We start from the raw sequence: 26800 nt of genomic DNA on the forward strand, positions 1-26800 counted from the left end.
ACAGCGCCTGGGCCATTGGCCTACATATCCCGATACAGCAGCGTCTTGCCGATATTCTTAAGCACCTGGATGTATTGCTTTCGCCAGTTGGCTTTCCAGAAGGCGTCGTCGGGATAGGTTCCATCCAGTGAGCGAGAGGTGACGATGTCGCTGGGGGCCAGGTTTTCTGACTGCTGCTGACTTAACATCGGGAACGCCATGAACGCCTTGAATCCCTTCGAGAAAACCTTGTCAATCGCCTCCCCCGCATAGGGGGCATGACTCACCAGGCGCTCACAACCCGCGCGGGACAAGATGTACGCATGTGTCCCCTTGGCACGGACCCGTGCGATTCCCCGGCACCAGGTAAGCCAGACCTTGCCAAGGTTGGCGCCCAAGTAGAAAAGTTCTGGCTCATGGCGGCTCAGGAACGCGTTTATTTGGGACACCTGAGTCAACTTGAACGGCACCAGCGTCGCATCGTCTTCCAGAATAAGCACTCGCTGGTAACCCCGCTTCAACGCTAACTGGGCGCAGGCTGCATGAGAAGTGAAACAGCCTCGTTCCGGGCATTCACTGTCACGTTCTACCAGCAGGAATTCGATAGGTAATTGGCTGCAGGCAAACTCGCTGTTGAAGAGCGACCGACGATCTGAACGCTCCCGGATACTGATACAGAAAACCCCATCGACTTCCAAGTTGCCGAGGTCCGTAGTTTTGAACATAGCGGTTACTTCCTGATATCGCGCACATCATGAATAAACGGCGACGCGCTGAACGCCGAATCTGGGTTCGTCGATTTTCTGAAACATCAAGGCATCCTGTATTTAGGATGCCTCCGAAAAGAGCGTGAATAATCAGGGCGCAATGCGCGCAGAGCATGCACCGTGGATAGGCTGCTCTATCGATATCTACAACCGTCGAGCGGTAGCGCGTGTGTTGAAGCAGAACAGCATGTCGGACGGCAGCAAGGCATAGCGATCGAACCGCGCCAGAAAGTCCATGCCGACCCCCTGTTCGTCATCGGTAGAGGTGGCGAAGAGCACCTCACCCACGGGCCAGTCGTCCATCTCCAGCCCGTCCACCCGAAAGTCCGCCCAGAGTTTGGCATTCAGAGGTACGGTCATCCCGCCTTCGATGGCTAGATCCGTCACCCGGCCACCCAGGCTCCTGAGCTTTTCAGCCGCTTGCTCCGGCAGCGAGTTTTCCTCGAGAAGCGTGTTCAATTGCAGCGGTACAGGTTGTCCTGAATAGTTGAACCAGAGCGTCGGGGAGTTGCCGTGACTGTCGCTGTAGCCGCTGCAGTGGTCATAGTCGGAGAGCGACGGCGTGCCTTGGGCGATGAGCAACGTCTGCTCGAGGTTGTCGACGATCCAGTTGAAACGCCTGAAGGTATCCATCCCCAGAAGACCATCGATTCGCACGCCCATGATCGGCTCATAGGCAGAAAGATCCAAGGTCAGCCACGGATCACTTCCAATGACCGTCTGCGTACCAATCTGCAATGGCAAGGGATGAGCGACGCCAAGCCGGTCGCTACCGAGAGTGGCTCTGATGGTCGTTACGCCCTCACGGTAGATTTCCGGTATCTCGCTCGGGGCCATAGCCAAGACCACGTCATCTGCAAGCCGCTGGTCGAGGATGGTGAAATTCGAACCCGTCGCCAGCAGGAATCTGTAACGTTGACCGCCGATGGTCACTGGCACGACCAGGCCGTTCCGGGTCTCGACCTTCAACACAGGCTTGAGCGCCAGATCTACCCGGTCACGCGAGTCGCCGGGCTGGTTGCAGCCTGTCGCCATGAATGCGAGCAGAGCAAGCAGGAAGATGGTCTTGACGCTGCCGCCAGGGGCGATCGTCGGCATGGTTACCTCCGTTGAGTACATGATTGGGCTTCATTACTGCACCGCTGGCCGCAAGCCATCGCCAGGGACATTGTTCAACCGCAGCGCCGCGGCCATGATCCGGCTGAATACGGGAGCCGCCACCAGGCCACCGTAATAGCCACGCTTGCTGGGTTCGTCGATGACCACGACCACCACGAAGCGAGGTGCACTTGCCGGAGCGAATCCGGCGAAGATGCCTTGGTAGGCATTGGCTCGATAGCCACGAGCATCGGCGGCGGTCTTCCGGGCGGTGCCGCTCTTTCCGGCTACCTGATAGCCAGGGACTCGCGCGCGAAAGGTGCCACCATTGGCCTCCACCACCCGCGTCAGCATCTGGGTGATCGCTTTGGCCACATCGGCAGGTAACACTTGCTCACTGCCCTGCGATGGCTGCCGGGCCACAAGCGTCGGTTCCACCAACTGCCCTTCGTTGGCCAGCGTTGCGTATGCCCTCGCCAGCTGGACCGCGGTGACCGACAGGCCATAGCCATAAGACAGCGTGGCGGTTTCTGCAGGGTTCCAGACCCGATACGCAGGCAGGACTCCGGCCCGTTCGCCCGGAAAACCCAATTGCGTATCGACGCCAAAGCCGACCCTGTTCAGCAAGGAATGGACCCGCTCTCCACCGATATCGAAGGCGATCTTGCTCATGCCGACGTTGCTCGAGCGCAACAAGACATCGCTCAAGCCCAGGACCCTGCCCTGCCTTCTTGATACATCGCGCACGGTATAACGGCCGATCTTGAGCGTACCGTCACCTACGTCCACGGTATCCGTAGGCTTCCAGCGGCCACTTTCGAGCGCTGCCGCCATGGCGAATGGCTTTACCGACGACGCCGGCTCGAAGACATCGGTCAGTGCACGATTGCGCATGGCCTCACGGGGCAACGATGCGCGATTGTTCGGGTTGTAGGTCGGCAAGCTCACCAGCGCCAGCAACTCACCGGAGCGGATGTCCATTACCACAGCGGAGCCGGCCATTGCGGCCTCTTGTTCGATTCCACGCTTGAGTTCGCGAAAGGCCCAATACTGCAGACGCATGTCGATCGATAGCTTCAGCGTCTGGCCAGGCCGCGCGGGACGTACGGTACCAAGATCGCTACTGAGATTGCCCTTGCGGTCCTTGATCACCTGGCGGATGCCTGGCACGCCTTGAAGCGCGCTATCGAATGCCAGCTCGACACCTTCGATGCCCTGATCGTTATCATCGGTGAAGCCGGTGATGTGCGCGGCTGTCGCGCCGGCCGGATAGAAGCGCTGGGACTCTTCCAGCCCGGCGACACCCTGAATGCCCGCGTTCTTCAGGCTGTCCAGTAGTCGCTGGGCCTCATCAGGAGGCAGGCGTCTGCGCAAGTAGACGAACGCCTTTTTTGCATTGTCGTCCAACTGCCGGTTCAGCTTCGCCGGGTCCATGTCCAACAGCCTGGCGAGTTCCGGCCAGCGTGTACGCTGCGATTGCAGCATCCGCGGGTCCGCCCAGAGCGTGGTGACCTGCGTGCTGACCGCTAGCGGCTGGTCCCTGCGATCGGTGATCACGCCTCTGGACGCCGGCAACTGGAGATGCCGCAGGCTTCTGGAGTCGCCCTGCTGGATCAGGAAGGCGCTGCCCGAGACCTGTAACTGGAACAGCCTGACGCACAAGACTGCCGACAGCAGCACCACCAACGCGACCGCAACGCGGAACCGCCAGGGGCTCGAAGCTTGCGCAGGTCTCATGGCGTTGTCGAGCTGCTGCTGAGCGACTGAGCGCTATCCGGCGTGGCGGGCGCTTCCTTGTGGTGCAACAACCACGCAGGTACCGGGATCCCCAGATGAGTCAGGGTAGGTGCATTGATTGCACCCGTGGCGGCCAAACCGTTGTCACGCTGATAGCGGTAGAGCGCTTGTTGCGTTGCACTGCCGACACACCCATCGAGCGGCTGCCGATAGTAGCCTTGCTCGGCGAGCATACGTTGCAGATCGCGCGTCACCCGTGTACCCAACGCTGCAAAGGCATGCCCGTCCAGGCGCTCGCAGACCTCGCTCAACGCAGGGGCCTGCTCTTTCAGCCCGGGACCGGCAGCGTCCTGCTCTGGCATGACGGCCTGACGCAGCGACACGACCACGGTGTACATGAGTACAAGGATCAACAGCCCGGTGCACGCCGACCCCGCAGTGACAACCGGTCTCATTGGCATGCCACTCCCCGGCCCGGTTCGGACCACGTCACGCCCACACGTCTGTTTACCTGCTGGTGACGCTCATCTGGCCGGGTTTCGATAGGCAGGCGATTACCGACCGCCCGTGTGACGATCTGCTGAGCCTGCACCCCCTGCTTGAGCAAGACATACCTGACCATCTGCACCCTGGCACGCGATATCGCCACGCTGGGCTCGTACTGCTCGAACTGATCGGCGTGGCCTCTGATGCACACCCGCTGACCTGGGTTTTGCGCCAGTTGCCAACCCAAGGCTTGCAGGTCGTACAGATCGTCCTGGCTCAAAGTGGCCTGGTCGGACTCGAAGTACAGAAAGTGATCTCCCCCTTCCACCACGTCGGTAGCTGCACGAGGCTTGTCACCTGCATGAAGTGCGGAGGACTTGGGCGCAGATTGCCCGGACATGACCGAAAGGCTCGCCACGACCAGCGCAAGTGCCAGGATATTTTCTGAAGCCATGGGTCTACCTCCGTCTGGATCGAATTCGAGGAAAGGTTCGGCTGGCCACTCACGCAAAGGCATGCTGCTTCAACCAGTCGACCAGCACTTCCATGCGCCTTGGCAGCGGATCCAAGGGTGGATGCACCAAGTAGTAGGCGTAATCGTTGGCCGGCTGGAAACTGCCCCAGGGCGCTATCAGTTCACCGCGGGACAAAGCGGCCTTGACCAACTGTTCGCGGCCTACCGCTACACCCGCGTGATTGATTGCCGCGAGCATGCACAGGTCGGAACGGTCGAAAGTCAGGAACCGCGAGCTCAACGGGGCCTCGCTGCCCACCGCCTTGAGCCACAGTTGCCACTCGGCGTCGAAAGACGAGTTGTGCCAGGCGGCGCAGTCATGGATCAGGGTGCAGCGCTGCAGTTCGTCCATCCGCCCATCCAGGCCATGACGTCGGGCATATTCGGGGCTGCAGACCGGCGCGATGCGCTCGGCCATGATTCGGCTGCTCACAAGCCCTGGGTAATCACCGTCGGAGTAACACAGCACGAGATCGACGCTGCGGGTGCGATAGTCGACCCGCTCGTTACCCACGCGGATATCCAGCTGCACATCAGGGTATTGCTCTACGAAGCCCGCGAGCCTTGGGATCAGCCAGCACTGCACGATGGAAGGACGCACATACAGGCTCAGTTGCCCACGCACCTGTTCATCGGCGCGTGACTGCATGGCCTGGTCGAGCGCATCCATGGTGTTCTGCATGATCTGGTAGAACCGCTCGCCGTCGGCCGTCAGGCTTACCTGGCGGGGCAACCGATGAAACAGCTTCAGCTTCAGCCCTTCTTCCAGTCGGGCAATCCGATGGCTTACAGCGCTTGCGGTCAGGAACAATTCATCGGCTGCCTTGGAAAAACTCAGGTGCCGGGCGGCAATCAGAAAGGTATGGAGATTGGCCAGGTGTGCACCCTGTACCCTTGGTAAACCAGTATCTTTTCGAATAAGGTAATTCATTAACCGCTCACGACTCATTGACTGTTGCGCGACACTGCGCTGGTAATAACTCACCGACGTTATTATCGGTGCCGCACCTGGTTACTGTCTCCTCGGGGCGGACTGCGTCACCGGGTTCGGGATTGCACACGCCCCACGGTAAACACTCACGTATTACATGGGCAAATGATCCGTGGTCAGGTAACTGTTAAAGAATTTTCAGTTGTCCTGCCAATGCCCACACGCCCAGGCGTTATAAGTCGATCTGCACAACCTGATGATTACGAAGAATGTGCAACTTGAGTTTCCCGGGCGGGGTCGTCTTCAATAGAGTTCTCACCGCCTCTATTTGACGTGGCGGATAAGCATGACCATTGATCTGCTTGATCACATCACCGTTGAGCAGTCCCGACTCCCTCAACTGCTCAAGCGTGTTGTAATCAAGCGTAATCTGTCCCTCTCGGGCTTTTATCCGCACATCACGGTAGACCAGGGGCAAGGGATCAACCGGCTTAAGCCCGCTGTAGCAAAACATCATCTTCGAAGGAATGAAGGCATAACGACTGAATCGACTCAATACATCCATACCGGCGCCGTATCGCTCTGGCGTTTCGTGCACCTCCATCATGCCCAGCGGCTGGTTTTTGAGGGTGACGGCATTGACCACATAACGCGACACTTCTGCGACACCGTCGGCGTTGACGACAACGTCCATACCCGGGTTTACCTGGAGAGCGCCCTTCTCGGTGCTCAGGTGATCGATAAGTTCCTTGGCGATATAGCTCGTCGACGCGCCGGTATCGAAAGGCATGAAGACCTGCTGCTCGCCCATACCCAACAGAATTCCTGGCTGAGAACCGAACTGGTCGGAGTAGCCGATGCACTCATCGAACGCAGCCACTTCAAGCGGACGCTGAGTAATCTGGATGACCTTTTTTTCGTTGGATACCTCCCAACTGAACTGCCTGAACGTGTCTACACCCAGTAGCCCGCTGACCTGCACGCCAATCGCCTCACTGAGCGAGGATAGGTCCGTAGCCACCCAGACATCCTGGCCTACCAGCGAGAATGGCCCTAGTTTCAGAGCGACAGGCTCGACAAGATCGAACCGGGCAGGATCCACCGAGCCGCGGGTACCCTGAAGCTTGGGGAGGTCCTGATACACGGTCTTGTCGACAAGTTTACGGGTGTCCAATGGCACTGTAACTTGACGAGCCAACTGCCTATCCAGGAGCACCACCGAGGCGCCGCTGTCGAGGAGAAAGTTGTAATACTTGCCGGCAATCTGCACGCTGACCAGGGGCGCAGTCTCGAATGGCTGATCGTAACTATCGCTTGATGACGGCACGCCTTGATCAGGGTGCGAGAAGTGCAACCATTCCGTGCAGAGCAGCAAGAAGATCAGTGCACTTGTAAACAGAAAGAGTTTTTTATACCAGATCACGTTGCGTTGCCCCGACAAATGGTTGGATTAGTTTGAGTGCTTGCGGCGTTTCTTGGCGTTCTCCGCATCCCGTACCGAACGGTCGAACCGTTCACCGGCATGTTCGCGCTCACTGCGCATGTCATCACGCTCGGCTTGATAACAAACATCCCGGCTTACACCGTGGGCCTGGCATTCATCCAATCGTTGATCCAGTGTTTTACAACCACTGCACAATGCCACGAGTGCAATCGCCATCCCCTTGGAAACTGTGATCTTCATCAATGACCTCTTTTCGTACACTCAGTTAATCAAATAGCGCGCGCACGCGCTCGCCCGGCCAATAATGGCCAGCGTCAAATCCGCGATGGGTTGGAACGGTGTATTGTTTTTTGAAAGTGTCAGCGGGCGATCTTTTCCGCCAGTACCTTGCGAAGCTGCATCACGTCATTGCCGGCCTGCTCGAAACGCTCTACTTGCACATGAGACTGAAGATCTTTAAGACAAAGAATCATCCTGGGGTAACCGAGTACCGCACAGGCACCAAGCAATCGATGAGCGCGATAAAGCGCTGCTTCCTTGTCGTGGCCCTCGATCGCCGCATCCAGTGCGTCCACGTCGATCTGCAGCGAATCGGCTGCTGCCTGCAGAGTACCGGCCGACAGAGCGTCCTCGAACGCTTCGGCGATGTGCATGTCAGCCCAGAGCGCGAGCGTGTCCCTGAGCTTGCCCAGCCTTATCGGCTTGCCCAGCACGCCATTCATCCCCGCGTCGAAACAGGCGATGGTATGTGCCGCGTCGTTCTGCGCCGACACTGCGACGATAGGTGTTGGCGTCGCGCCGTTCACCACCTCTGCCTGTCGCCAGCGACGAGCTACCTCGTAGCCGGTGATGTCCGGCAGTTGGCAATCGAGCAGCACGATATCGAAGCGGTTCTGCTCAAGTGCCAGCAACGCATCGCCCCCGGTTTGTGCAAGCATCGAGTGACAACCCAGAACTTCCAGCTGTGCTTGCAACACGATCTGGTTGGCGGGCGTGTCCTCCACCAGCAGAACTTGCAAAGCCTGCTCGACTTGACGCATTTCGAATGCGCCTGCTTCGGGAACTGTTTGTGCAGCATGATGCGTTGCGGGCTCATGAAGCTCACAGGGGATCACCACCGTGGCCACTGTGCCCTTGCCAGGCTCGCTCGACAGCCCGATCGACCCGCCCATCAGCTCGCACAGTTGGCGGCAGATCAACAGACCCAGTCCGGTACCCCCAGAGCGGTGGCTGGCGGAACCCGAGGCTTGTGTGTAGGGTTCGAACAGTTTTTCCAGACTATGGGAATCGATGCCGATACCCGTATCGATGACCTGGATCCGCAACTCGCCCATCCCCGGTGATGAAGCCTCGGTATTCAGCCCGACCGTCACCTTCACGCCACCGGCCGCCGTGAATTTGATCGCATTACTGATCAGGTTCTGCAGAATCTGCTCCATGCGTACCTTGTCCAGCATCAGCCACTGCTGGATGTCAGATGCCTGTACCAACTCCAGCGTCAGCCCTTGCTCACGCGCCTTTACAGCGAGCAAGTCGACCACCGAACCTATCAGGCGCATGACGTCCACCGGCGCAGGGTCAAGCTGCAGGCGCCCAGCTTCCAGCTTTGAAACGTCAAGCACATCATTGAGCAGATACAGCAAGTTTTCCGACCCGCTTCTGGCCAGGTCCAGCAGACGGCGCGATTCGGCTGAAAGCTCTTCGCCGCGCCCCAGCAACTCGATGGACGCAATGATGGCGTTCATCGGTGTACGTATTTCATGCGTCAGTACTGCAATGAACATCTTTTTCTCACTTTCACTGCGGATCGCCTCGCGCCGTTCCTTACGGGCATGCAAGGCGAAGAAGAGGATCAGCAGAAGGCTGACGACAAGCATTCCCAGGATTGGCCCGTAATAGCTGAACATCACCCTGAGCGTCGGCGCACCGTAGGTAGCGTAATCGAAGCTGCGCTCCTGCATTTCATAGGCGCGCTCGGCACTGACCGAAGCGAGCGCCTTGTCGATGATCCCGTGAAGAATCACCAGGTCGCGACGGACCCCCATCGTCAGCTCTATCGGAAGGCTGGCGATACCGCCTGATACCTGCAGCAACCCACCGTACTTCCTGCGCAGGTAAGGCAGCATCGTCTGCCCCACGCCCATGGCCGCATCGGCCCGTCCCTCTATCACTGCGATCAGGGCGTCTTCGGGGGTGCGGGTCGCCAGTATGGTTATTCCCGGATATAGCGCGCGGACCCTGGCCTCGTATTCACCACCGCCCTTGACCGCGACCACTCGCCCTTCGAGTTGCTTGACATCGAAGACCATCGAATTGTCTTCGAGCGCGACAATGAAGGTAATGCCGATGTAGTACGTACGAGTTTCGCTGACCAGTGCGGCAAAAGCCGGCTGGGCAAAATCACGCACTAGCGACGACACCAAATCCACTTCACGCCGTTCGAGCAGGCCGGCCACGGTGGACCAGTCACCACTTGGTACCGGGACGAAGTGCAGCCCCGTGTTCTGTTCGATGAAGGCGAGCAACTCTCCCGCCAACCCCTTGATTTCCCCATCTTCCATGTACTCGATCGGCATCCAGTGGCGGTCGGCTGCAACCCTGACTACTGGGTTGGCCTGAATCCAGGCCCGCTCCTCCTCACTCAGCCTGAATTTCTGCGCGGCCACTGGCGGTGCCAAGCTCGCCAGAATCACCAAGCTGAGCAGCGCCAGACACCTCAAAAGGCACCCGACTGATGCTTGAGGTTGAACAGCTCGGCATCCGAAGTCACGCCCAGCTTGCGGAAGGCCGACCATTTCTGGGTGCTGATGGTCTTTTCACTGCGTTGGAACTTGCGGGCGATCTCACTGACCGTAAGGCCTGCAAGAAAACACCGAATGACCTCGCTTTCCTTGGCTGACAGCCGCACCCCCTCGACTCGCACCGCACTGCATTCCACCGCGGGCGTCGGTGCTCGCTGCAGGGCCGAATTGACGCTGACCTCCACCAAGCGGTAGGCCATATCCGGGTCGATGTAGGTTTTGCCTCTGGCGACGGTGCGGATGCCGCTGATCATATGCGCCATGTCCTGGGTTTTGCCGACGAACCCGCAGGCGCCCACACGCATGGCCAGGCTTACGATCGCAGGCTCATAGTGCGAAGAGAAGATCAGTACCGCACTAGCGGGAAACCTGGCCATGAGGGCGCGGATCAGTGAAACGCCATCGAGCTCGTTCGGGCTGAGGGTGTAATCGACCAGCAACACATCCGCAGGCGCAGTGCGCAAGCCGGTAATCATCTCCAGGCTGGAGGCGTAGCTGCCCACGACTTGGATATCCGGCTCCTCGCCGATGCGCGCGACCACCCCACAGCGCACCACGGCGTGATCATCGAGCACGGCAACACGTATGACGGTGGAATCAGCGCTCATGTCAGCTCCATCTATGATTGGCACCTGTTTGCATCCCGATGCTTGGGCACCACACCTGAGCGAGCGCCAGGCAAGCGCTCAGCCATTGCCAGGCAATCCTGACTGAAATACTGGCCATACGCCAATACTGCGCAGTTCTTCACTTGAAGTCCCACTGCATCTGCTGCGTGATCGCGACGCCTCTGGACGTTCGAACACAGGCTTCAAGATAGTCGGTAAAACGCGGCGGCGGTGAGATGCCTTCATCCAGCAAACGGCTGTTGTCGAACACGTAGTTGAGATTGGCGAAACCACTGTACAGGCGCAAAGCGCGCATGATCAGACGGGGGTTGCCTGGCCCGATGCGAGACTCGAAGTCGGCCGCCAGCGCCGGCAGATCCTCGACACCCACTTTCTGGTAGCGCTCGCTCACCGGCTGCGTCGTGCAGGCAGCAGCATAGGCCTTGTCTATATCGGAAAACGTGCAGGCAGCGTCCCGGCCTGCGGAGATATGATAGAGGTCATGCCGCAGATGGCGCTTGAGTGCAAGATTGATCAGCGCATCGGCGCAGTAGTCGACCGGGATCACATCGATCTTCTCTTCCAGATCACAGGTGAAGCTTTCCAGGGCCAGCCCCATGCGGAACATCCAGAAGATGCTGCCCGACGGCTGGCATCCCAGGGTGCGGTGCCCGACCACGATCGAAGGCCTGGCCACGACCAGGGGTAGATCAGGCAACTCCTGGCGCATGCGTCGCTCGATTTCGGCCTTCGAAGCGGTATAGGGCACCAGTTGTGCCTCGGCCTGCGGAAAACGCCAGGATTCGCTGACCAGCGAATCGCGATCAGGGCCGCAGCTCATCGCCGTGCCGACATGCACGAAGCGCTTCAGGCGCGGCATGCGACTCATCGCCTTGGCAAAGGCAAAGGTGCCTTCCACGTTCACCGGCCAGATGTTCGGATTATTCGAAAAAGATGCCACGGCCGCGCAGTTGATGACCCGATCGATCGTCATCAACCTTGCTGACTCAGGCTCGAGCCAGGAGGTATCCAGCAGGTCTCCACAAATGACCTGATTGGCGTTGAGCGACATCCGCCCGACTTCACCTACACCGTGCAAGCTCAGATTGGTACGCACACGCTCCAATCCCTGCTCCGGGCTACTTGCCCGAACCAGGAAGCACAATTGGCTGACGTAGCCGTATGCGATCAGCTGAGCGGCCAGCGAACCACCGAGAAATCCGGTTGCACCTGTGATCAACAGGCGTTCACTGATGGCAGCCCGCGTTTTCGCTATAGCATCGATCTGCATGTTCATACACTCCTAACCATCGGCGAGGCAGGCGATTACACACGCCCACCTCGCGGTTCTACGTTGATCGAAACGAATTACCACTGATAACCGACGCCCACTGCAGCACCAGCGTCGTTACGGGTGTTGGTGGACCCGCTGAAGTTCGTCGACCAACGACCGCTGGGCGAGACGTACGAGACACCCACCGCCAGGGCCGACTCGCCCCGGTAGTTGCCCGCCGCCACGGAGGTCATGCTGCCGCCGGCGACCATCGACCGTGGCAGGTTGGCCATCGCCATGGCGCCGGCAATACCCGCACTGAGTGTGCTGTCCTGCTGCTTGAGGTCGCGGTGCAGTTGCGCGTAACGCTGGTCGGTATAGACATTCGCCTGCTCGGTGGCAGCAGCCGTGGCGCGAGTCAACTGGGCGATGTTGGCGGCATCCGTGCCACTGCTGCCCGCAGCGACATGGGTAATCTGCCGCTCGGCACCGGCGTGCCCCACAGAGACCGTGTTGCTGCGATCGGCAACCGAGTTGGCGCCAAGGGCAACGCTGTTGCTGGCAGTGGCCTTGGCATCACTCCCCACCGCAGTGGTGCCACTGCCTTCGGCACGTGCTCGGGCGCCCATCGCCACGCTGTTGTCACCCGCAGCCTGAGCAGCGCCGCCACCGGCCACGGCGTCTTTCCCCGAAGCCTGGGGCTGACGCAGGTTGCTGCGGGCGCTGGTCTGGAAAGCACCGCCCACGCCTTTCTGCAGGTTGGCCACCTCAGCGCTGACTTTGCTCATCGATTGCGCGGTCTGAGTCGCAACGCCCTGCACCGCCTCGATGGATTGGCGCACCGTGACGACGTTGGCATCGGTGTAGGCCTTGGCCGCAGCAATGTCATTGCCGGTACGTGTGGCCAGTTCGCCAACCTGGGTGCCAAGCTGACCGATACGTTCGTTCGAGGACGACAACTGGCTGCCATTGACCGCATCGGTGCTGGTGGCGGTCAGTGCGCCGGCCTGGACGTTGGACAGGCGCGCCGCCTGACCACCAGGATTGAGGGTCAACTGCGCCTTGTTACTGGCGTCGTCATATTTGACAGCTGCTTGCGCGGTCTGGGTCGCTACGTCCTGGATCGCCTCGATGGACTGGCGCACCGTGACGACGTTGGCGTCGGTGTAGGCCTTGGCCGCAGCGATGTCATTGCCGGTACGTGTGGCCAGTTCGTCAACCTGGGTGCCGAGCTGACCGATACGTTCGTTCGAGGACGACAACTGGCTGCCGTTGACTGCATCGGTACTGCTGGCAGTCAGCGCGCCGGCCTGGACGTTGGACAGGCGCGCGGCCTGACCACCCGGATTGAGGGTCAGTTGAGCCTTGTTACTGGCGTCGTCGTATTTGACGGCAGCGTTGGCAGTGTTCTTCACGCTTTCGCCGACAGCAACCAGTGCATCGGCTACGTTATTGCTGGTCGAGACTGAAGTTTGGGCATTACCGTTTGCATCGACATCCACGGTAGTAAAGACCGGAGCACTGCGAGCGTCCTGCGTCTTGACCGAAGGAATCTTTGCACCACCACCCAGCGAGTCGGCAATTAACTTGTTATTAGCATCGGTCTTTTCATAGAACTTCTCAAAACCGTCAGCTAACCTCTCAACACCGTCAGTGAACCCCTTGATTCCCCTCTCAACACCGTCAGCCAAGCCCTCAACTCCGAGATAGTCGGCCACCTTACTCGCGTCTTGTACGCGACGTTCAAACAGATTGCGCGTCGTAACGAATGTGCCATCGCCTTTATCTAACGAGCCGACCATAGCTGTAAAAGCACCAGGCTCACTGCCAGGCAGCGGAAAGACCTTGCGAATCTCTGCGTTAATCTTTTCCCATTTTTCGGTCACTACCTTGATATTGGCATCAAGGCGTGCATCATCCACAGCCGTCGGCGCTGGCCCCTTTACATCGGCAACTTGTACAGCCCATGCCACTGGCGAGCCTCCCATTCCCAACACACACGAGACCAACACACCACCCATCCACCGCTGCCTGCCCGGCGCAAACTTGATATTCATTTTCGACTTCATGACCAACCGCCAACCCCTTCAATCCAATAATCAATCGAGATCATCACCTCGACCTGCTTGTGATAGGGAGCCGCTCTTCGCGCACAGGCATCCAATCCAGTGACGAAAAATCGCCTGGAAGCTCAAAATGCAATATCAGCGCCCGGATGAACTACCCGCACTTCAGCGGCCGAAAAAAACGAATGCATCGAGATACCTTCAAGTCGCGCGAGCAACTCGAACAGTGACTGTGTACCGATGGGCGAAATTAAAGGCTTTCATAAAGAAAATGCCCATCCCTGGGCATTAATGCACCCAGCACCCGCATCCATCAGGCGCTTTCTTCAAAGAGCGAGCCCTTCCGAGCTGACGCAAGTCCTTGGCATGTCCATAAGTTTCGTCACACGCTCAGTGCGCACTTATAGAACCCAGAAGCACCCACCCCCTGAACACGAGCGCTATCTTCCAGTAAATACCCGGGCGGAAATATCGGAGGATTCCTAAAAACTAAGAAAAAGCCTATTTAACTATCAGACAAACCCTCGTGCGCATGAGCAGCGGCACAATGCCGACACGCCGCCGAGCACTCAACCACACGCTATGCCACCATATGCCCCCTGACCCTCACCACAGGCTCACCCATGCTCTACGTAGTCATGCTCGGAGGAAGACATCCTCGAGCCAGCATCGAAGTCCACGACGTGGTCTTCGCCCACGCCGACACGCTCGACCAGACCTACCCGCAGCTGCGCAGCGCCTGGTTCGGTAGCCCTAAAGGCTTGCACATCGATTCCTGGCTGGAAGTCCACGGTGTGGATGGCTATCGCGTCGAGCTCGGCCACGCCGCACCACCGCCCGGCGCCATGCGCTTGTTCTTGCTGAACCTGGGAGGCTACGCACCTGGCGTGTTTGGCGAGGATCACCGCTACTTGCTGGTCACGGCTACCGACAAGGCCGCCGCCAAGCAGATTGGCAAGCGACGCATGGCAGCCGGTTGGCTGAAGCCGCATACCGACACAGTGGTGGATGTCGACGACTGCCTGCCGGTGGACCTGGTCGACGGTCGCTACGTGCACCTGGTCGAGGGCGAACATCGAGGCACGCTGCAGCGCAGCGACTACATCGTCATCTGAGCGACGGTGGTCGACCGAAACGCTGACCGCTAACGTTGCTGGCGGCGCCTGCCCAGTTCGATCCAGACCGGCGCATGATCGCTGGCCTTGGCCTCGTTGCGTACCCAGGCATCCACACCCGCTCGTTTCAGATAGGGGGCGAGGTCGGGATTGAGCAGCAAGTGGTCGATCCGCAGTCCGGCATTGCGTGCCCAGTGATTGCGAAAATAATCCCAGAACGTGTAGATGCGCTGCTCTGGGTACAGGTGGCGAACAGCATCGACCCAGCCCTGCGCCAGCAACTGTTCGAAACACGCCCGTGACTCAGGTTGCAGCAGCGCGTCCTTCAGCCACGAACGTGGGTTGTAGATATCCAGATCAGTCGGCACGACATTGAAATCGCCCGCCAGCAGCGTGGGATGGCTGCTGCCATGCAGTGCCTGGGCATGCTTGATCAGGCACTCGAACCAGCGCAATTTGTACTCGAACTTCGGGCCGGGTTGTGGGTTGCCATTGGGCAGATACAGACAGCCCACCAGCACGCCCTGCACCGCAGCTTCGAGATAGCGGCTCTGCTGATCGTCCTCCATGCCGGGCAGGCCACGACGGACCTCCAGTGGTTCGCTATCGCGCGCCAGGATTGCAACACCGTTCCAGGAGGGTTGCCCTTGGTAAAGGCAGCCATAACCCGCCGCTTCAAGCGCCTCGCGAGGAAACTGTTGGTCGGCCGCCTTCAATTCCTGCAGGCAGACGATGTCCGGTTGCTCCCGCGCCAGCCAGGCCAACAACGCGGGCAGGCGGCTGCGGATGCCATTGATATTGAAGGTGGCAATCTTCAGTGCTTTCATGCGTCAGGGTCGTTCACGTGGGCCTGGACGGCGTCTTCCAGTGCCCGGACATGGGCCTGATCGGCTAACGCCTTCAGCGCCAGCCAGTCATCCCAGTCGATGGCACCATCGTCACGCAGCGCCTCGGCGGTGCGAACCAGTTCATGGTGGTAGGCATCCGGCGACTCGCGCCGGTAACTGACGTCGTCGTACTGTGCGTACCAGGCTTCAAGTTCAGGAATGCTGCGTTCGATGCTCATGATGACGGCCTCGTTATACCCCTGTTCGTGAGAGCCCGCCCTGCGCGCAACGTTCCAATGAGCATTGGATCAGGACCGCTGGTGCTGGCCGGATGCAGCCTGTTCCGGCTTACCCCGATCGAACAGAGGCCGCTATTTAGCGAGTCAGTATTTAGTACCACCGGACTTACTCACCTGAACTTTGCTGACCGTCATGGCTTCCCCTGCATACCTACCACGCAAACATGCACTTGCAGGAGCAGACACTCATGAGAGCACTGACCTACCACGGAGCACACGACGTCAGGGTCGATAACGTCCCTGATCCCTTCATCCAGGAACAAGACGACATCATCCTCAAGGTGACCGCCACCGCCATCTGCGGCTCCGATCTGCACCTCTATCGAGGCAAAATTCCGCAAACCGAAGCGGGCGATATTTTCGGGCACGAGTTCATGGGTATCGTCGAGGACACCGGCAGTGCCGTTACCAATCTGAAGATCGGCGATCGCGTCGTGATCCCCTTCGTGATCGCCTGCGGCAGTTGCTTCTTCTGTCAGCACGATCTGTTCGCGGCTTGCGAGACTACCAACACCGGGCGCGGCGCGATCATCAACAAAAAAAGCATTCCCCCAGGAGCTGCCTTGTTCGGATACAGCCATCTGTATGGCGGTATCCCTGGCGGCCAAGCCGACTATGTCAGGGTGCCCAAAGGTAATGTCGGCCCGTTCAAGGTGCCCACGGACCTTGCCGATGACAAGGTGCTGTTTCTCTCCGACATTCTGCCGACCGCCTGGCAGGCGGTGATCAATGCCGACATCGGCCAGGGTTCGTCAGTGGCCATCTACGGGGCCGGGCCAGTGGGCTTGTTGAGTGCTGCCTGCGCGCGGATGCTCGGCGCCCAGACCATTTTCATGGTCGACGACAACGGTTACCGCCTGGCGTATGCCCAGGAGGCCTACGGAGTCATACCCATCAACTTCGAGCAGGACGACGACCCTGCAGACAGCATCATCCGTCAGACACCTGGCATGCGCGGCGTGGATGCCGTGATCGACGCAGTCGGCTTCGAGGCCAAGGGCAGCACTGCAGAAACGGTGATGACAGCGCTGAAAATCGAAGGCAGCAGTGGCAAGGCGCTACGCCAGAGCATTGCCGCGGTTCGCCGTGGCGGGGTTGTCAGCGTCCCCGGTGTGTATGCCGGTTTCATCCACGCCTTCATGTTCGGCGATGCCTTCGACAAGGGCCTCACCTTCAAGATGGGGCAGACCCATGTCCAGAAATACCTGCCAGAGCTGCTGCAGCACATCGAAGCCGGACGCCTGCAACCGGAACTGATCGTCACCCACCGCCTGGCGCTCGAGGAGGCAGCGATGGGATACAAGATCTTCGATCAGAAGCAGGACAACTGCCGCAAGGTCATCCTCGTGCCAGGCGCTGCGGCGGGCACCCTGGGCCCTGACTACGTGTAGAGGAGGCAAGGTCATGAACGGTTTAGCCAGTTACTTCTGGATTGCCGTGGCGGCAATTCTGCTACTCATCGACCTGTGGGCCATCGTCAGCGTGTTCAGGAGCGACAAGACGGATGCCGTCAAAGCGGCCTGGGCCTTGCTGATCCTGGCGCTGCCGCTCGTGGGTCTGGGTATCTGGGGCGTTGCTGGCCCACGAGGCATCAAGCGAGGCACTGGGCCCACGTCTGACGAGCACAGCAAAGGCTGACGGTGCCGAGGTTGGCGCTACGGCACACCTCGCCCGCTAAGCCCGCGTCGAGCCCTTGATATTCGAACCGAACGTCCAGGATCGACGCGCTCAGGCCAGTTGTATGTAGACCGAGTAGCTACCCAGCAGCACCCAGAACACCAGAAAGATCCACGGCGTGCGTAACGAAAACAGCAGTGATTTTCGATGCCCTGCACGTGAGGTCTCTGCCTCGGAGAACAGCGGCGACTCGTCGTAGGCCAACCCCATCAACGGCTCGCTGCGCAGCAGGTGGCTTTGCTTGAGCTGCCAGTGATCGATGATGTTGTACGCAGCCCGGATGCCAGGCCAGGCGTTGAGCGAGCTCAATACCCCGAGCAAGGCAAGGAACGCCGGCACGATCAGGGTGAACATTTCGCCCCACCCTTGATTGAGGTTGCCCATGGAAGAAACGAACGCGATGACCAGGAAAGATTGCGCCGCCAGGTAGGCATCCGTGCGATTGGCCAGGATGCTGGTTTCGTACTGGATCTCGCGGCGGTAGAAGTCCAGGCGCTCCTTGGGAGAGCCGAACATCCTCGCATTGTGCTCGTTGATCTCGTGTTCAGGGGTGGTTGGGGTAATGATTCGAGGCATTCGCTGCTCCGGAAAGTGGGGTCCGAGCTACGAGATGAGCCAGGAGCTGAGTCCGGTAGAACAGGCGATGGGACCGAGAATTCCATTGAATTGACGTCTCACCTGCGATATCCCTGCTCCGCCCCAGAAGCTCGCCAACGTGGCGAGCCTCAACCCTGTCGGGTGGCAGTTTCAGCGTTTGTGCTGACCATGATCACGGGCCGTTTTTTGCGCCGTCGAGTCATGTGACGTACCGGTAGATCCGTCCGGACGATGGGCGTCGTTGTCTCGCTCCTCTTCCCCCTGGGTCCCGGTCTGCGTCCCCGGCTTTTGAGTCTGGGTCTCTTTCTTCATGCTGCTCTCCTCAGCTTGGCCTTTGAACAAGGGAAGCCAATCCGTGGGGCAAAGTTCCATGTTTGAAGTCCAGACCCGCTAAAGGTCAAGCGCGCCACGGTGCAACGCACTCAGCCTGCGCGCAGCGTCAACGCCTCCCTCGTCCAGCAGGCATAACGGGATTCCACTCAACGCGTGCAACGAATCAGCCAACCGCTCGCCAACCAAGGCCAGCGGGCAGGCAATGTCCATCTGCAAGGTACGCAAGCGCCTGGCCAAGGCGGGACTCACCGGCGCCTGGACTTTTATCACCAGCGCCGCAGGCTGCATGGCGGTGCAGAGCAACGGCAACTCTTCCAACGACTGTCCGCAGCCCAGTACGTCGATGCGCTGTTGCTCGCTGCTCAACATCAGCCCAGCGCACAGCACCTCGAATTCAGCCAGCCCCTCGGTGCTCGCCAGCAGCACCCGCGGCGCGGGGATCTGATTCAAATGCAGACGCGCCAGCAAGCGGGCACGCAGGAACGTATCGAGAAACAGCCATTGGCTACGCCGGCCTGGAGCAGCCCCTGAAGCCAACTCATACCAAACCGGCATCAGCACTTCGCGCAGCACGGAGGTCTTGGGGAACAGGGTGAACAACTGGCCATGAATCCCTTCCAACGCCTGTGCATCGAATGCCTCGGATGCACGCACCACAGCGTCTCGCCATTCGTCGAAGGCCGAGGGCTGCTGCACTGGTGCCTCAGGCCGGCCGGCGAGCCTGTCGCCGACCTTGCTGATAGACAGGCCGTTGGCAGTCCAGCGCAGGATGTCGCGTATGCGTTGCACATCCCGGGCGGTGTACAAGCGGTGGCCGCCCTCGGTGCGCTGCGGGCGTATCAACCCATGGCGCCGCTCCCAGGCGCGCAACGTGACCGGATTGATGCCGGTCAAGCTGACCACATCGCGCATGGGTAGCAAATCGGGTGGGGTGGTGTCAGTCATAATCAGAGAATATCCGGGAGATCGAGCATTCTAAACTCATATGGACTTTCTGCGGCGAGCCTCCATGGTCCATCATGCAACCAACGGCGCCGAGGTCTTCCACATAGAAGCAATCTGCGCATCCTGCATATAAAACGCCTGTAGGTGGGCCCTATGATCACCGCGAAACTCCTTCAACTGATGGTCGAGCATTCGAACGATGGCATCGTCGTTGCCGAGCAAGAGGGCAACGACAGCATCCTCATCTACGTCAACCCCGCTTTCGAACGCCTGACCGGCTATTACACCGACGACATCCTCTATCAGGATTGCCGTTTTCTGCAGGGCGAAAATCATGACCAGGAAGGCCTCGCAAGCATCCGCGATGCGATCCGTGAAGGCCGCCCCTGCCGCCAGGTGCTACGCAACTATCGCAAGGATGGAAGCCTGTTCTGGAACGAGTTATCCATCTCGCCCGTGTACAACGAGGCAGACCAGCTGACCTACTACATCGGCATCCAGCGCGATGTGACAGCGCAGGTTTGCGCCGAAGAAAAGGTGCGCGAGCTTGAAGCCGAAGTGGCCCGCTTGCGCCGCCAGCTCGGCCAGGACGAGCGCTAAAAAAAAGCTATACACAACCCTCAATCTGTATAGATTAATCCCGGAGCTTCAGCTATACCTGTACAACAAATATATTTTGTACAGGATTTCCTGGAGCCCACATGTCAGCATACCTACAGCAATTCGCCGAGCGCTTCGCCAGCCTCGATGGGGCTAACCTCGGCACGCTGGAAAACCTGTACAGCGAAGACATCACTTTTCGCGACCCCCTGCACCACATACAGGGCCTGCCGGCGCTGCGAGCCTATTTCGAACAGCTGTACGCCAACGCCACCGATATCCGCTATGCCTTTCTCAGCGCCGACGAGGTGAGTCCCGGACAGGGTTACCTGCGCTGGACCCTGCAGTTCCGCCACCCACGCCTGGCCAGCGGGCGGCAGATCTCGTTGCAAGGTTGCAGTTGCCTGCACTGGCGCGACCGTGTGCATTTTCACCAGGACTATTTCGACGCCGGCGCCCTCATTTATGAACACCTTCCCATCATGGGCGGCGCCATTCGCTGGCTCAAAGGCAGGCTGGCATGAGCCGCTGCTGGTTGACCGGCGCCAGCAGCGGTATCGGTGCCGAGCTCGCTCGCATCCTGCTGGAGCAAGGCCATCAAGTGGCCCTGGGCGCACGCCAGGCCGATCGCCTTGCGCCCCTGGCCGAACAGTTTCCGGGGCAGGTACTGCTGGCCATCGGCGATCTTGGCAACCCTGAGGATATCGCCGCGATCGCCGCGCGGATCGAGCAGGCCTGGGGCGGGCTGGACATGGCCATTTTCAATGCCGGCACCTGCGAATACCTGGAGCCGGGGCAGTTCGATCCGGCGCTGGTCGAGCGCGTGATGCGCACCAACCTGCTCAGTGTCGCCTATTGCCTGGCATCGGCACTGCCCCTGCTTCGCAAGGGCCAGCGCCCTCACCTGGTGGTGATGGGCAGTTCGGTGACCTGGCTGGCTTTGCCCCGCGCCGGTGCCTACGGCGCCTCCAAGGCCGCGGTGCCCTATTTGATGGAGTCACAGCGGATCGACCTGGCTCGCGAAGGTATCGCAGTCACCTTGGTCAGCCCTGGCTTTGTCGACACACCTTTGACACGCCGCAACGATTTCCCCATGCCGCAGCTGTGGAGTGCGCAGCGCGCCGCCCGACACATCGCCAGGCGCTTGCCCCACCGCCCCGTGGAAATCAACTTCCCCGGTCTTTTCACCTGTGTATTGCGCCTGCTCGGTGCGCTACCGGCGCGCCTGCGTCTGGCCCTGGGGCAACGCCTCGCCCGTCATGAACAGGAAGGTTGATTCATGCGTATAGCAATCATCGGCAGCGGCATCGCCGGGCTGACCTGCGCCCATCTGCTGTCGCGCAACCACCAGGTCACGGTTTTCGAGGCCGAGCGCTGGATCGGTGGTCACACCCACACCCTCGATGTGCTCTGGAAGGGCCAGCGCCATGCAATAGACACCGGCTTCATCGTGTTCAACGACTGGACCTACCCCAACTTCATTCGACTGCTCGACCAGCTCAAGGTCACCTCACAGCCCACCGAAATGAGTTTTTCCGTGCATGACCCGGCCACGGGCCTTGAGTACAACGGCCACGACCTGAACACACTGTTCGCACAACGCCGCAACCTGATCTCCCCAGGTTTCTGGGGAATGCTGCGGGATATTCTGCGCTTCAACCGCCAGGCACTGACCGACCTGGACAGCCAGCGCATCGATGCCAACACCACGCTGGGTAGCTACCTTCAGGCACAGGGCTATGGGCAGCGCTTCATCGACCACTATATCGTGCCGATGGGATCGGCCATCTGGTCGATGTCCCGCGCCGACATGCTCCACTTCCCCCTCGAGTTCTTCGTCCGCTTCTGTCGCAACCACGGCCTGCTGTCGGTCAACCACCGTCCACAGTGGCGGGTCATCAACGGTGGTTCGAGCAGCTACATCGCGCCACTGTGCCGCCCCTTCGCTGAGCACATCCGCCTTGACTGCAAGGTTCACCGGGTCAGCCGCGACGAAGGTGGGGTAACCGTGGTGAGCGCGGCCGGCACCGAACGCTTCGACAATGTGGTGTTTGCCTGCCATAGCGACCAGGCCCTGGCAATGCTGGAAAGCCCCAGCGCACAGGAGCGTGCCGTGCTCGGGGCCATCGGCTACGCCAGTAACGACGTCGTACTGCACACCGACACCCGCCTGCTGCCGCGCCGCAAGCGCGCCTGGGCGAGCTGGAACTACCGCCTGGGAGTCCCACAGGAGGCTCCCGCCGCGCTGACCTACAACATGAATATCCTGCAAGGTATTCAGGCACCGACCACCTTCTGCGTGAGCCTCAACCAGACCGCATTGATAGACCCTGCCCAGGTGATTGCCCGCTTTCAGTACGCCCATCCTCAATACAGCCTCGCGGCGTCCGCGGCGCAGGCTCGGCAGTCAGAGCTGCAAGGTCAGCAGCACAGCTACTTCTGTGGTGCCTACTGGGGAAATGGCTTTCACGAGGACGGTGTGGTCAGTGCGCTGAAGGTGGCCGCGCATTTCGGGGTGCAACTGTGAACAGCAGCCTTTGCCTGGGCTGGATCAGCCACCATCGCCTGACGCCGCGCGCCCACGCGTTCCGCTATCGAACAGGCATGTTCTACCTGGATCTGGACGAGCAAACCTGGCTGATGAGCCTGTCACGCTGGCTAGGGCGCTGGCGCCTGGCACCGCTCAGCTTTCGCCAGACCGACTACCTGCCAGCGCTGACCCAGCAGGGACACACGCTGGCACAGGCCGCGCGCTTGATCGTCCACCAAGCCACCGGGCATATGCCCGAAGGCCCGGTCCACCTGCTCACGCAACTGCGCTGCTGGGGGCTGTCGTTCAACCCGGTGAGTTTCTATTTCTGCCATGACCGCGACGCGAACCTGGCGGCGATCCTGCTGGAAGTACGAAACACCCCCTGGCGTGAACGCTTCCACTACGTGCTGCCGGTCCACGACAACCTGGGCACACCCTTCACGGTATCCAAGGCCTTCCATGTGTCGCCGTTCATGCCACTGGACATGGACTATCGCTTTCGCTTCTCCCTGGATGCGCAACATGTACGTATCCACATGGAGAACCACCAACACGAGCGCACGGTGTTCAAGGCAGACCTCGCCTTGCAGCGCCAGCCTTTGGACCGCGCCAGTCTGCATCGATACATCCTGGCCTTCCCGTGGATGAGCCTGCGCACCCTCTCGGCTATCTACTGGCAAGCACTGCGCCTGCTGTTCAAACGCACCCCCATCCATGACCACACTGCCCGCCAGAATCACTTGGCGCTCGGCCACTCCTGCGAGGACACGAATGATGTCGAATCACACCCTGAGCGTTAGCAAGTTCGCCGGCCTTGCGCCGTTGCTCGGCGGTCTGGCACGAAGCGCCGTGCTCGCCCGGATGGGCAAGCTGCGCCACGGTCACTTGCGCCTGCTGTGCCACGGCCAGCAGTGGAGTTTTGGCGATACCGAGAGCCCGTTGCAGGCCGAAGTGGAGGTGCTCGATGACGCCACCTGGAGCCTGATCGCCGGCAATGGCTCGATCGGTGCCGGCGAAGCCTACATTCACGGCTATTGGCGCAGCCCGGACCTTGCACGGGTGACGCGCCTGTTCGTCGCCAACCTTGAAGTGCTCGACGCGCTCGAGGGCGGCCTGGCGCGCCTCGGCCGCCCTGCCCTGCGGCTGCTGCACCAGCTCAACCGCAATAGCAGGCGCGGTTCCCGGCGTAACATTCTGGCGCACTACGACCTCGGCAACGCCCTGTTCGAGCGACTACTGGACCCCACCATGATGTATTCGGCAGCCCAGTTCGAGCATCCCGGGCAGACACTGGAACACGCTCAGTTGAACAAGCTGGAGCGCATCTGCCAGAAACTTGAGCTATGCCCTGACGATCACCTGCTGGAAATTGGCTGCGGTTGGGGCTCCCTGGCGATTCACGCCGCCACCCGATACGGCTGCAGGGTCACCACCACCACCCTTTCCGAAGCGCAGTACAGCCATACCCTGGAGCGCGTTCGGGCGCTGGGCCTGGAGCAGCGCATAACAGTACTTCGCGAGGACTACCGCGACCTGGAAGGCCGTTTCGACAAACTGGTTTCGATCGAGATGATCGAAGCGGTCGGCCATCGCTACCTGCCGGTGTACTTCCGCCAGTGCGCCGCGCTGCTCAAGCCCGATGGCCTGATGCTGCTGCAAGCCATCACCATTCGCGACCAGCGCTATGACCAAGCACGGCGCTCGGTGGACTTCATCCAGCGCTACATTTTCCCCGGAGGCGCCCTGCCTTCGCTGAGCGTGATGCTCGATACCGCCAGCCGGCACACCGCGCTGAACCTTGTACATATGGAAGATTTCGGCCAGGACTACGCCCTCACCCTGCAGCATTGGCGGGAAAACCTGCGTCAGGCACGCACGGCGCTGGCCGACCTGGGCTACGACGACACGTTCCAGCGCCTGTGGGAATTCTACTTGTGCTACTGCCAAGGCGGCTTCGAGGAGCGCGCCATCGGCGTTGCCCACCTGCTGTTGGCTGCGCCCCAGGCACGTCGTGCGCCCTTGCCAGGCCATGCCTGATGCACGGCGGCAGGCTGGTCGCCAATGCCCTTTGGTTGCAGGTCGGCTGGTGGGCCTGCGTACTGGGTGCCGAACGGCCCTGGCTCTTGCTGCTGGTGATCCTCGGCCTGGGCGTGCATCTGCGCCTGAGCAGGGACGTCAGCGCCGAGTTCAAGGCGCTGTGGCGCGTTACCTTGGCCGGCTGCCTGCTCGATACGGTGCTGGGAGCGCTGGGGGTATTCGCGTTCGATGCCTGGCCGCTGCCACTGTGGCTGGCGCTGCTGTGGCTGGTGCTGGCCAGTGGCATGCGCCACAGCCTGGCATGGATCGCCAGGGACTGGCGGCTCGGTGCACTGCTAGGCGCAATCGGCGGCCCCCTGGCTTACCTGGCGGGCGCCAGGCTGGCCGGGGTGGGATTGCCTTTAGGCACGCTGGAAACCGGCCTGCTACTGGCGCCCATCTGGGCCTTCACCTTGCCCCTGCTCTTGCGCCTGGCGGCGTGGCGCTGACCTGCGGCATCGCTCGGAGCAATAGCGCACCGCTTCCCAGCAGCGCGCCCAGCGCTTGCGCCAGTTGAACGGCCGGCCGCACACCACACAGACTTTGCTGGGCAACAGGCTCTTCTTCATATTGCCTGCCCGGCATCCAGTCGCGCCAACAACGACTGGCCGCGTTGCCATACGGCATCGCGACGGCTGGCCGACATGCCATCGAGCCCACGATAGGCCAGAGCCAGCCGCGGGTTAGCCGACAGCAAGGTGCGATGGCGAATCAGAAAATGCCAGTACAGAGCATTGAACGGGCAAGCATCCTCCTCGGTTACCTGACCAACCCTGTAACTGCAAGACGCGCAATGGTCGGACATGCGCTGGATGTACCGACCACTCGCACAATAGGGCTTGGAGCCCAGGTAGCCACCGTCGGCATGCATCACCATGCCAAGCGTGTTGGGCAGCTCGACCCAGTCGAAAGCGTCCATGTAGACCGCCAGGTACCACTCACAAATCGCCGTTGGCACGATACCGGCCAGCAAGGCGAAGTTGCCGGTGATCATCAGCCGTTGGATATGGTGTGCGTAGCCCAGCCGCAAGGTCTGCCCGATGGCTTGCGCCATGCAGCGCATACGGGTTTGCCCGGTCCAGTAGAATTCCGGCAACGCGCGCTCGTTGCCCAGGTGATTGAGCCCGGCATATTCCGGCATGCGCAGCCAGTAGATCCCGCGCACGTACTCGCGCCAGCCTATCAACTGGCGGATGAACCCCTCGGCTGCATTGAGCGGCACTCGCCGCTCGCGCCACGCCCTGTCGACGTCTTCACACAGGCAACGCACATCCAGTAGCCCGATGTTGAGCGCCGCACTGATGCGTGCATGAAACAGGTAAGGTTCGCCCTCGGCCATCGCATCCTGGTAGTCCCCGAAAGCCGCCAGGCCAAACTCCAGAAAGTGTTGCCAGAGCTGCTGGGCCTGGGCATGGGTTACTGGATAGTCGAAGCCGTCGGTGGCTCCGTAGTGATCGCTGAAGCGCTGAACTACCAGCGCCTGTACCGCTGCTGTGATCTCGTCCTGCGCAAAATGCGCAGCGAATGGACCACGTAGCTGACGCGGCAACGGCTTGCGATTGTCGACATCGAAATTCCAGGCCCCACCTGCCGGACTGCCATCGAGCTCCATCAGCAGGCCGGTGCGCTTGCGCATGCCACGGTAGAAGTGCTCCATGCGCAGTTGGCGCCGCTCACCGGCCCAGCGCGCAAAGGCTTCGCGCGAGCACAGAAAACGCCGGTCACGGTGCCACACCAGCGGCAACCCGGCATCACGCAATGCCTGCTCCAGACGCCACTCGCCGCACTCGGTCAGGTGGATCTGCGTAGCGCCCAAGGCCTGTTGCCAGCGACACAACTCGCCAACGATGCTGCCGCTGTTGCCTGCGGCATCGAGCTCGACATAGTGCACTTGCCAACCCCGCTCGCGCAGGCACCGAGCGAAGTGCCGCATGGCGCTGAAGATCAGAACGATCTTCAGTGGATGGTGCGGCACGTACCGGGCCTCACCCTCCACCTCCGCCATCAAGATAGCGTCACGGGCAGGGTCGAGAGCGTTCAGGCTCGCCAGGTCGAACGACAGCTGGTCACCCAGCACCAGGCCCAGGCGCATCG

General features: G+C 60.4%; 28 protein-coding genes. 10 read left to right on the top strand and 18 right to left on the bottom strand.

Annotation, left to right across the window (positions count from 1 at the left end; genetic code table 11):
• Positions 1-20: 20 nt before the first annotated feature.
• The 12 genes from IAE40_RS02480 to IAE40_RS02535 all read right to left on the bottom strand — a co-directional run bounded on the left by IAE40_RS02480 (position 21) and on the right by IAE40_RS02535 (position 13140).
• On the bottom strand, positions 21-704 hold the full coding sequence (locus IAE40_RS02480; RefSeq protein ID WP_200602579.1) for a glycosyltransferase family 25 protein: 684 nt from the start codon (positions 702-704) through the stop codon (positions 21-23).
• A 186-nt stretch (positions 705-890) separates the two neighbouring features.
• Positions 891-1844, bottom strand: coding sequence for a retropepsin-like aspartic protease (locus IAE40_RS02485; RefSeq protein WP_200602580.1), 954 nt, complete (start codon positions 1842-1844; stop codon positions 891-893).
• Positions 1845-1877: 33 nt separating this feature from the next.
• The gene (locus IAE40_RS02490; protein ID WP_200602581.1) at positions 1878-3581 is read right to left on the bottom strand and encodes a peptidoglycan D,D-transpeptidase FtsI family protein; all 1704 of its coding nucleotides are present in this window, start codon (positions 3579-3581) and stop codon (positions 1878-1880) included.
• Positions 3578-4036 (bottom strand): peptidoglycan-binding domain-containing protein, encoded by a 459-nt coding sequence (locus IAE40_RS02495; protein WP_054894665.1) that lies wholly within the window; start codon positions 4034-4036, stop codon positions 3578-3580. The genes IAE40_RS02490 and IAE40_RS02495 overlap by 4 nt, the downstream gene beginning before the upstream one ends.
• Positions 4033-4521 carry an OmpA family protein gene (locus tag IAE40_RS02500; protein WP_200602582.1) on the bottom strand — a complete coding sequence of 163 codons (489 nt, stop codon included), beginning with the start codon at positions 4519-4521 and terminating at the stop codon, positions 4033-4035. Before IAE40_RS02500 ends, IAE40_RS02495 begins: the two co-directional genes overlap by 4 nt.
• A 49-nt stretch (positions 4522-4570) precedes the next feature.
• The gene (dsdC, locus tag IAE40_RS02505) at positions 4571-5512 is read right to left on the bottom strand and encodes a DNA-binding transcriptional regulator DsdC (protein ID WP_200602583.1); all 942 of its coding nucleotides are present in this window, start codon (positions 5510-5512) and stop codon (positions 4571-4573) included.
• A 232-nt stretch (positions 5513-5744) separates the two neighbouring features.
• A complete protein-coding gene (locus IAE40_RS02510) occupies positions 5745-6935 on the bottom strand; it encodes an aspartyl protease family protein (RefSeq protein ID WP_200602584.1) in 1191 nt (396 codons plus the stop codon).
• 27 nt (positions 6936-6962) lie between these two features.
• Positions 6963-7196: a hypothetical protein gene (locus tag IAE40_RS02515; protein ID WP_200602585.1), complete on the bottom strand. Its 234-nt coding sequence runs from the start codon at positions 7194-7196 to the stop codon at positions 6963-6965.
• A gap of 119 nt (positions 7197-7315) precedes the next feature.
• Entirely contained in the window at positions 7316-9649 is a 2334-nt protein-coding gene (locus IAE40_RS02520; RefSeq protein WP_325167263.1) for an ATP-binding protein, read from the bottom strand.
• A gap of 23 nt (positions 9650-9672) precedes the next feature.
• Positions 9673-10365, bottom strand: a complete 693-nt coding sequence (locus IAE40_RS02525) for a response regulator transcription factor (protein ID WP_200602587.1) — start codon at positions 10363-10365, stop codon at positions 9673-9675.
• Positions 10366-10504: 139 nt separating this feature from the next.
• The gene (gene cprA, locus IAE40_RS02530; protein ID WP_442797090.1) at positions 10505-11656 is read right to left on the bottom strand and encodes a cationic peptide resistance protein CprA; all 1152 of its coding nucleotides are present in this window, start codon (positions 11654-11656) and stop codon (positions 10505-10507) included.
• 77 nt (positions 11657-11733) lie between these two features.
• Positions 11734-13140: a YadA family autotransporter adhesin gene (locus IAE40_RS02535; RefSeq protein ID WP_200602589.1), complete on the bottom strand. Its 1407-nt coding sequence runs from the start codon at positions 13138-13140 to the stop codon at positions 11734-11736.
• 1187 nt (positions 13141-14327) lie between these two features.
• Here IAE40_RS02535 and IAE40_RS02540 point away from each other — a divergent pair.
• Positions 14328-14819 carry a DUF1543 domain-containing protein gene (locus IAE40_RS02540; RefSeq protein WP_063544656.1) on the top strand — a complete coding sequence of 164 codons (492 nt, stop codon included), beginning with the start codon at positions 14328-14330 and terminating at the stop codon, positions 14817-14819.
• A gap of 29 nt (positions 14820-14848) precedes the next feature.
• On the opposite strand, the gene xth is transcribed toward IAE40_RS02540, so the two are convergent.
• Positions 14849-15646 (bottom strand): exodeoxyribonuclease III, encoded by a 798-nt coding sequence (gene xth, locus IAE40_RS02545; protein WP_200602590.1) that lies wholly within the window; start codon positions 15644-15646, stop codon positions 14849-14851.
• The gene (locus IAE40_RS02550; RefSeq protein ID WP_054894654.1) at positions 15643-15885 is read right to left on the bottom strand and encodes a hypothetical protein; all 243 of its coding nucleotides are present in this window, start codon (positions 15883-15885) and stop codon (positions 15643-15645) included. The genes xth and IAE40_RS02550 overlap by 4 nt, the downstream gene beginning before the upstream one ends.
• Positions 15886-16133: 248 nt before the next feature.
• On the opposite strand from IAE40_RS02550, the gene IAE40_RS02555 reads away from it, so the two are divergent.
• Together IAE40_RS02555 and IAE40_RS02560 are read left to right on the top strand one after the other, a co-directional pair.
• Positions 16134-17336, top strand: coding sequence for a zinc-dependent alcohol dehydrogenase (locus tag IAE40_RS02555; RefSeq protein WP_197889578.1), 1203 nt, complete (start codon positions 16134-16136; stop codon positions 17334-17336).
• A gap of 13 nt (positions 17337-17349) precedes the next feature.
• Positions 17350-17583, top strand: a complete 234-nt coding sequence (locus IAE40_RS02560) for a PLDc N-terminal domain-containing protein (RefSeq protein WP_054894652.1) — start codon at positions 17350-17352, stop codon at positions 17581-17583.
• Positions 17584-17673: 90 nt separating this feature from the next.
• Here IAE40_RS02560 and IAE40_RS02565 read toward each other — a convergent pair whose 3' ends face one another.
• Both IAE40_RS02565 and IAE40_RS02570 read right to left on the bottom strand, forming a co-directional pair.
• The gene (locus tag IAE40_RS02565) at positions 17674-18198 is read right to left on the bottom strand and encodes a hypothetical protein (protein ID WP_054894651.1); all 525 of its coding nucleotides are present in this window, start codon (positions 18196-18198) and stop codon (positions 17674-17676) included.
• Between the two features lie 411 nt (positions 18199-18609).
• Positions 18610-19497, bottom strand: coding sequence for a MerR family transcriptional regulator (locus tag IAE40_RS02570; protein WP_197889577.1), 888 nt, complete (start codon positions 19495-19497; stop codon positions 18610-18612).
• Between the two features lie 153 nt (positions 19498-19650).
• Between IAE40_RS02570 and IAE40_RS02575 the strand changes: the two genes are divergently transcribed.
• The 7 genes from IAE40_RS02575 to IAE40_RS02605 all read left to right on the top strand — a co-directional run bounded on the left by IAE40_RS02575 (position 19651) and on the right by IAE40_RS02605 (position 25155).
• Positions 19651-20097, top strand: coding sequence for a PAS domain S-box protein (locus IAE40_RS02575; protein WP_200602591.1), 447 nt, complete (start codon positions 19651-19653; stop codon positions 20095-20097).
• 101 nt (positions 20098-20198) lie between these two features.
• Positions 20199-20621, top strand: coding sequence for a nuclear transport factor 2 family protein (locus IAE40_RS02580; RefSeq protein ID WP_054894648.1), 423 nt, complete (start codon positions 20199-20201; stop codon positions 20619-20621).
• Positions 20618-21373 (top strand): SDR family NAD(P)-dependent oxidoreductase, encoded by a 756-nt coding sequence (locus tag IAE40_RS02585; protein ID WP_200602592.1) that lies wholly within the window; start codon positions 20618-20620, stop codon positions 21371-21373. Before IAE40_RS02580 ends, IAE40_RS02585 begins: the two co-directional genes overlap by 4 nt.
• A gap of 3 nt (positions 21374-21376) precedes the next feature.
• Complete coding sequence (locus IAE40_RS02590) at positions 21377-22624, top strand: NAD(P)/FAD-dependent oxidoreductase (RefSeq protein WP_200602593.1); 1248 nt, start codon at positions 21377-21379, stop codon at positions 22622-22624.
• Entirely contained in the window at positions 22621-23430 is an 810-nt protein-coding gene (locus IAE40_RS02595; protein ID WP_200602594.1) for a DUF1365 domain-containing protein, read from the top strand. The genes IAE40_RS02590 and IAE40_RS02595 overlap by 4 nt, the downstream gene beginning before the upstream one ends.
• On the top strand, positions 23405-24667 hold the full coding sequence (locus tag IAE40_RS02600; RefSeq protein ID WP_200602595.1) for an SAM-dependent methyltransferase: 1263 nt from the start codon (positions 23405-23407) through the stop codon (positions 24665-24667). Before IAE40_RS02595 ends, IAE40_RS02600 begins: the two co-directional genes overlap by 26 nt.
• The gene (locus tag IAE40_RS02605) at positions 24667-25155 is read left to right on the top strand and encodes a DUF2878 domain-containing protein (RefSeq protein ID WP_153774696.1); all 489 of its coding nucleotides are present in this window, start codon (positions 24667-24669) and stop codon (positions 25153-25155) included. The genes IAE40_RS02600 and IAE40_RS02605 overlap by 1 nt, the downstream gene beginning before the upstream one ends.
• Here the strand turns inward: IAE40_RS02605 and IAE40_RS02610 are convergent.
• Positions 25093-25275: a DUF2256 domain-containing protein gene (locus IAE40_RS02610; RefSeq protein ID WP_112898067.1), complete on the bottom strand. Its 183-nt coding sequence runs from the start codon at positions 25273-25275 to the stop codon at positions 25093-25095. The genes IAE40_RS02605 and IAE40_RS02610 overlap by 63 nt on opposite strands.
• Complete coding sequence (locus tag IAE40_RS02615) at positions 25272-26798, bottom strand: cryptochrome/photolyase family protein (protein WP_200602596.1); 1527 nt, start codon at positions 26796-26798, stop codon at positions 25272-25274. Before IAE40_RS02615 ends, IAE40_RS02610 begins: the two co-directional genes overlap by 4 nt.
• Positions 26799-26800: the final 2 nt, after the last annotated feature.

The sequence above is a fragment of the Pseudomonas sp. S44 genome (genome assembly GCF_016624805.1).
GTDB classification, from domain to species: domain Bacteria; phylum Pseudomonadota; class Gammaproteobacteria; order Pseudomonadales; family Pseudomonadaceae; genus Aquipseudomonas; species Aquipseudomonas machongensis.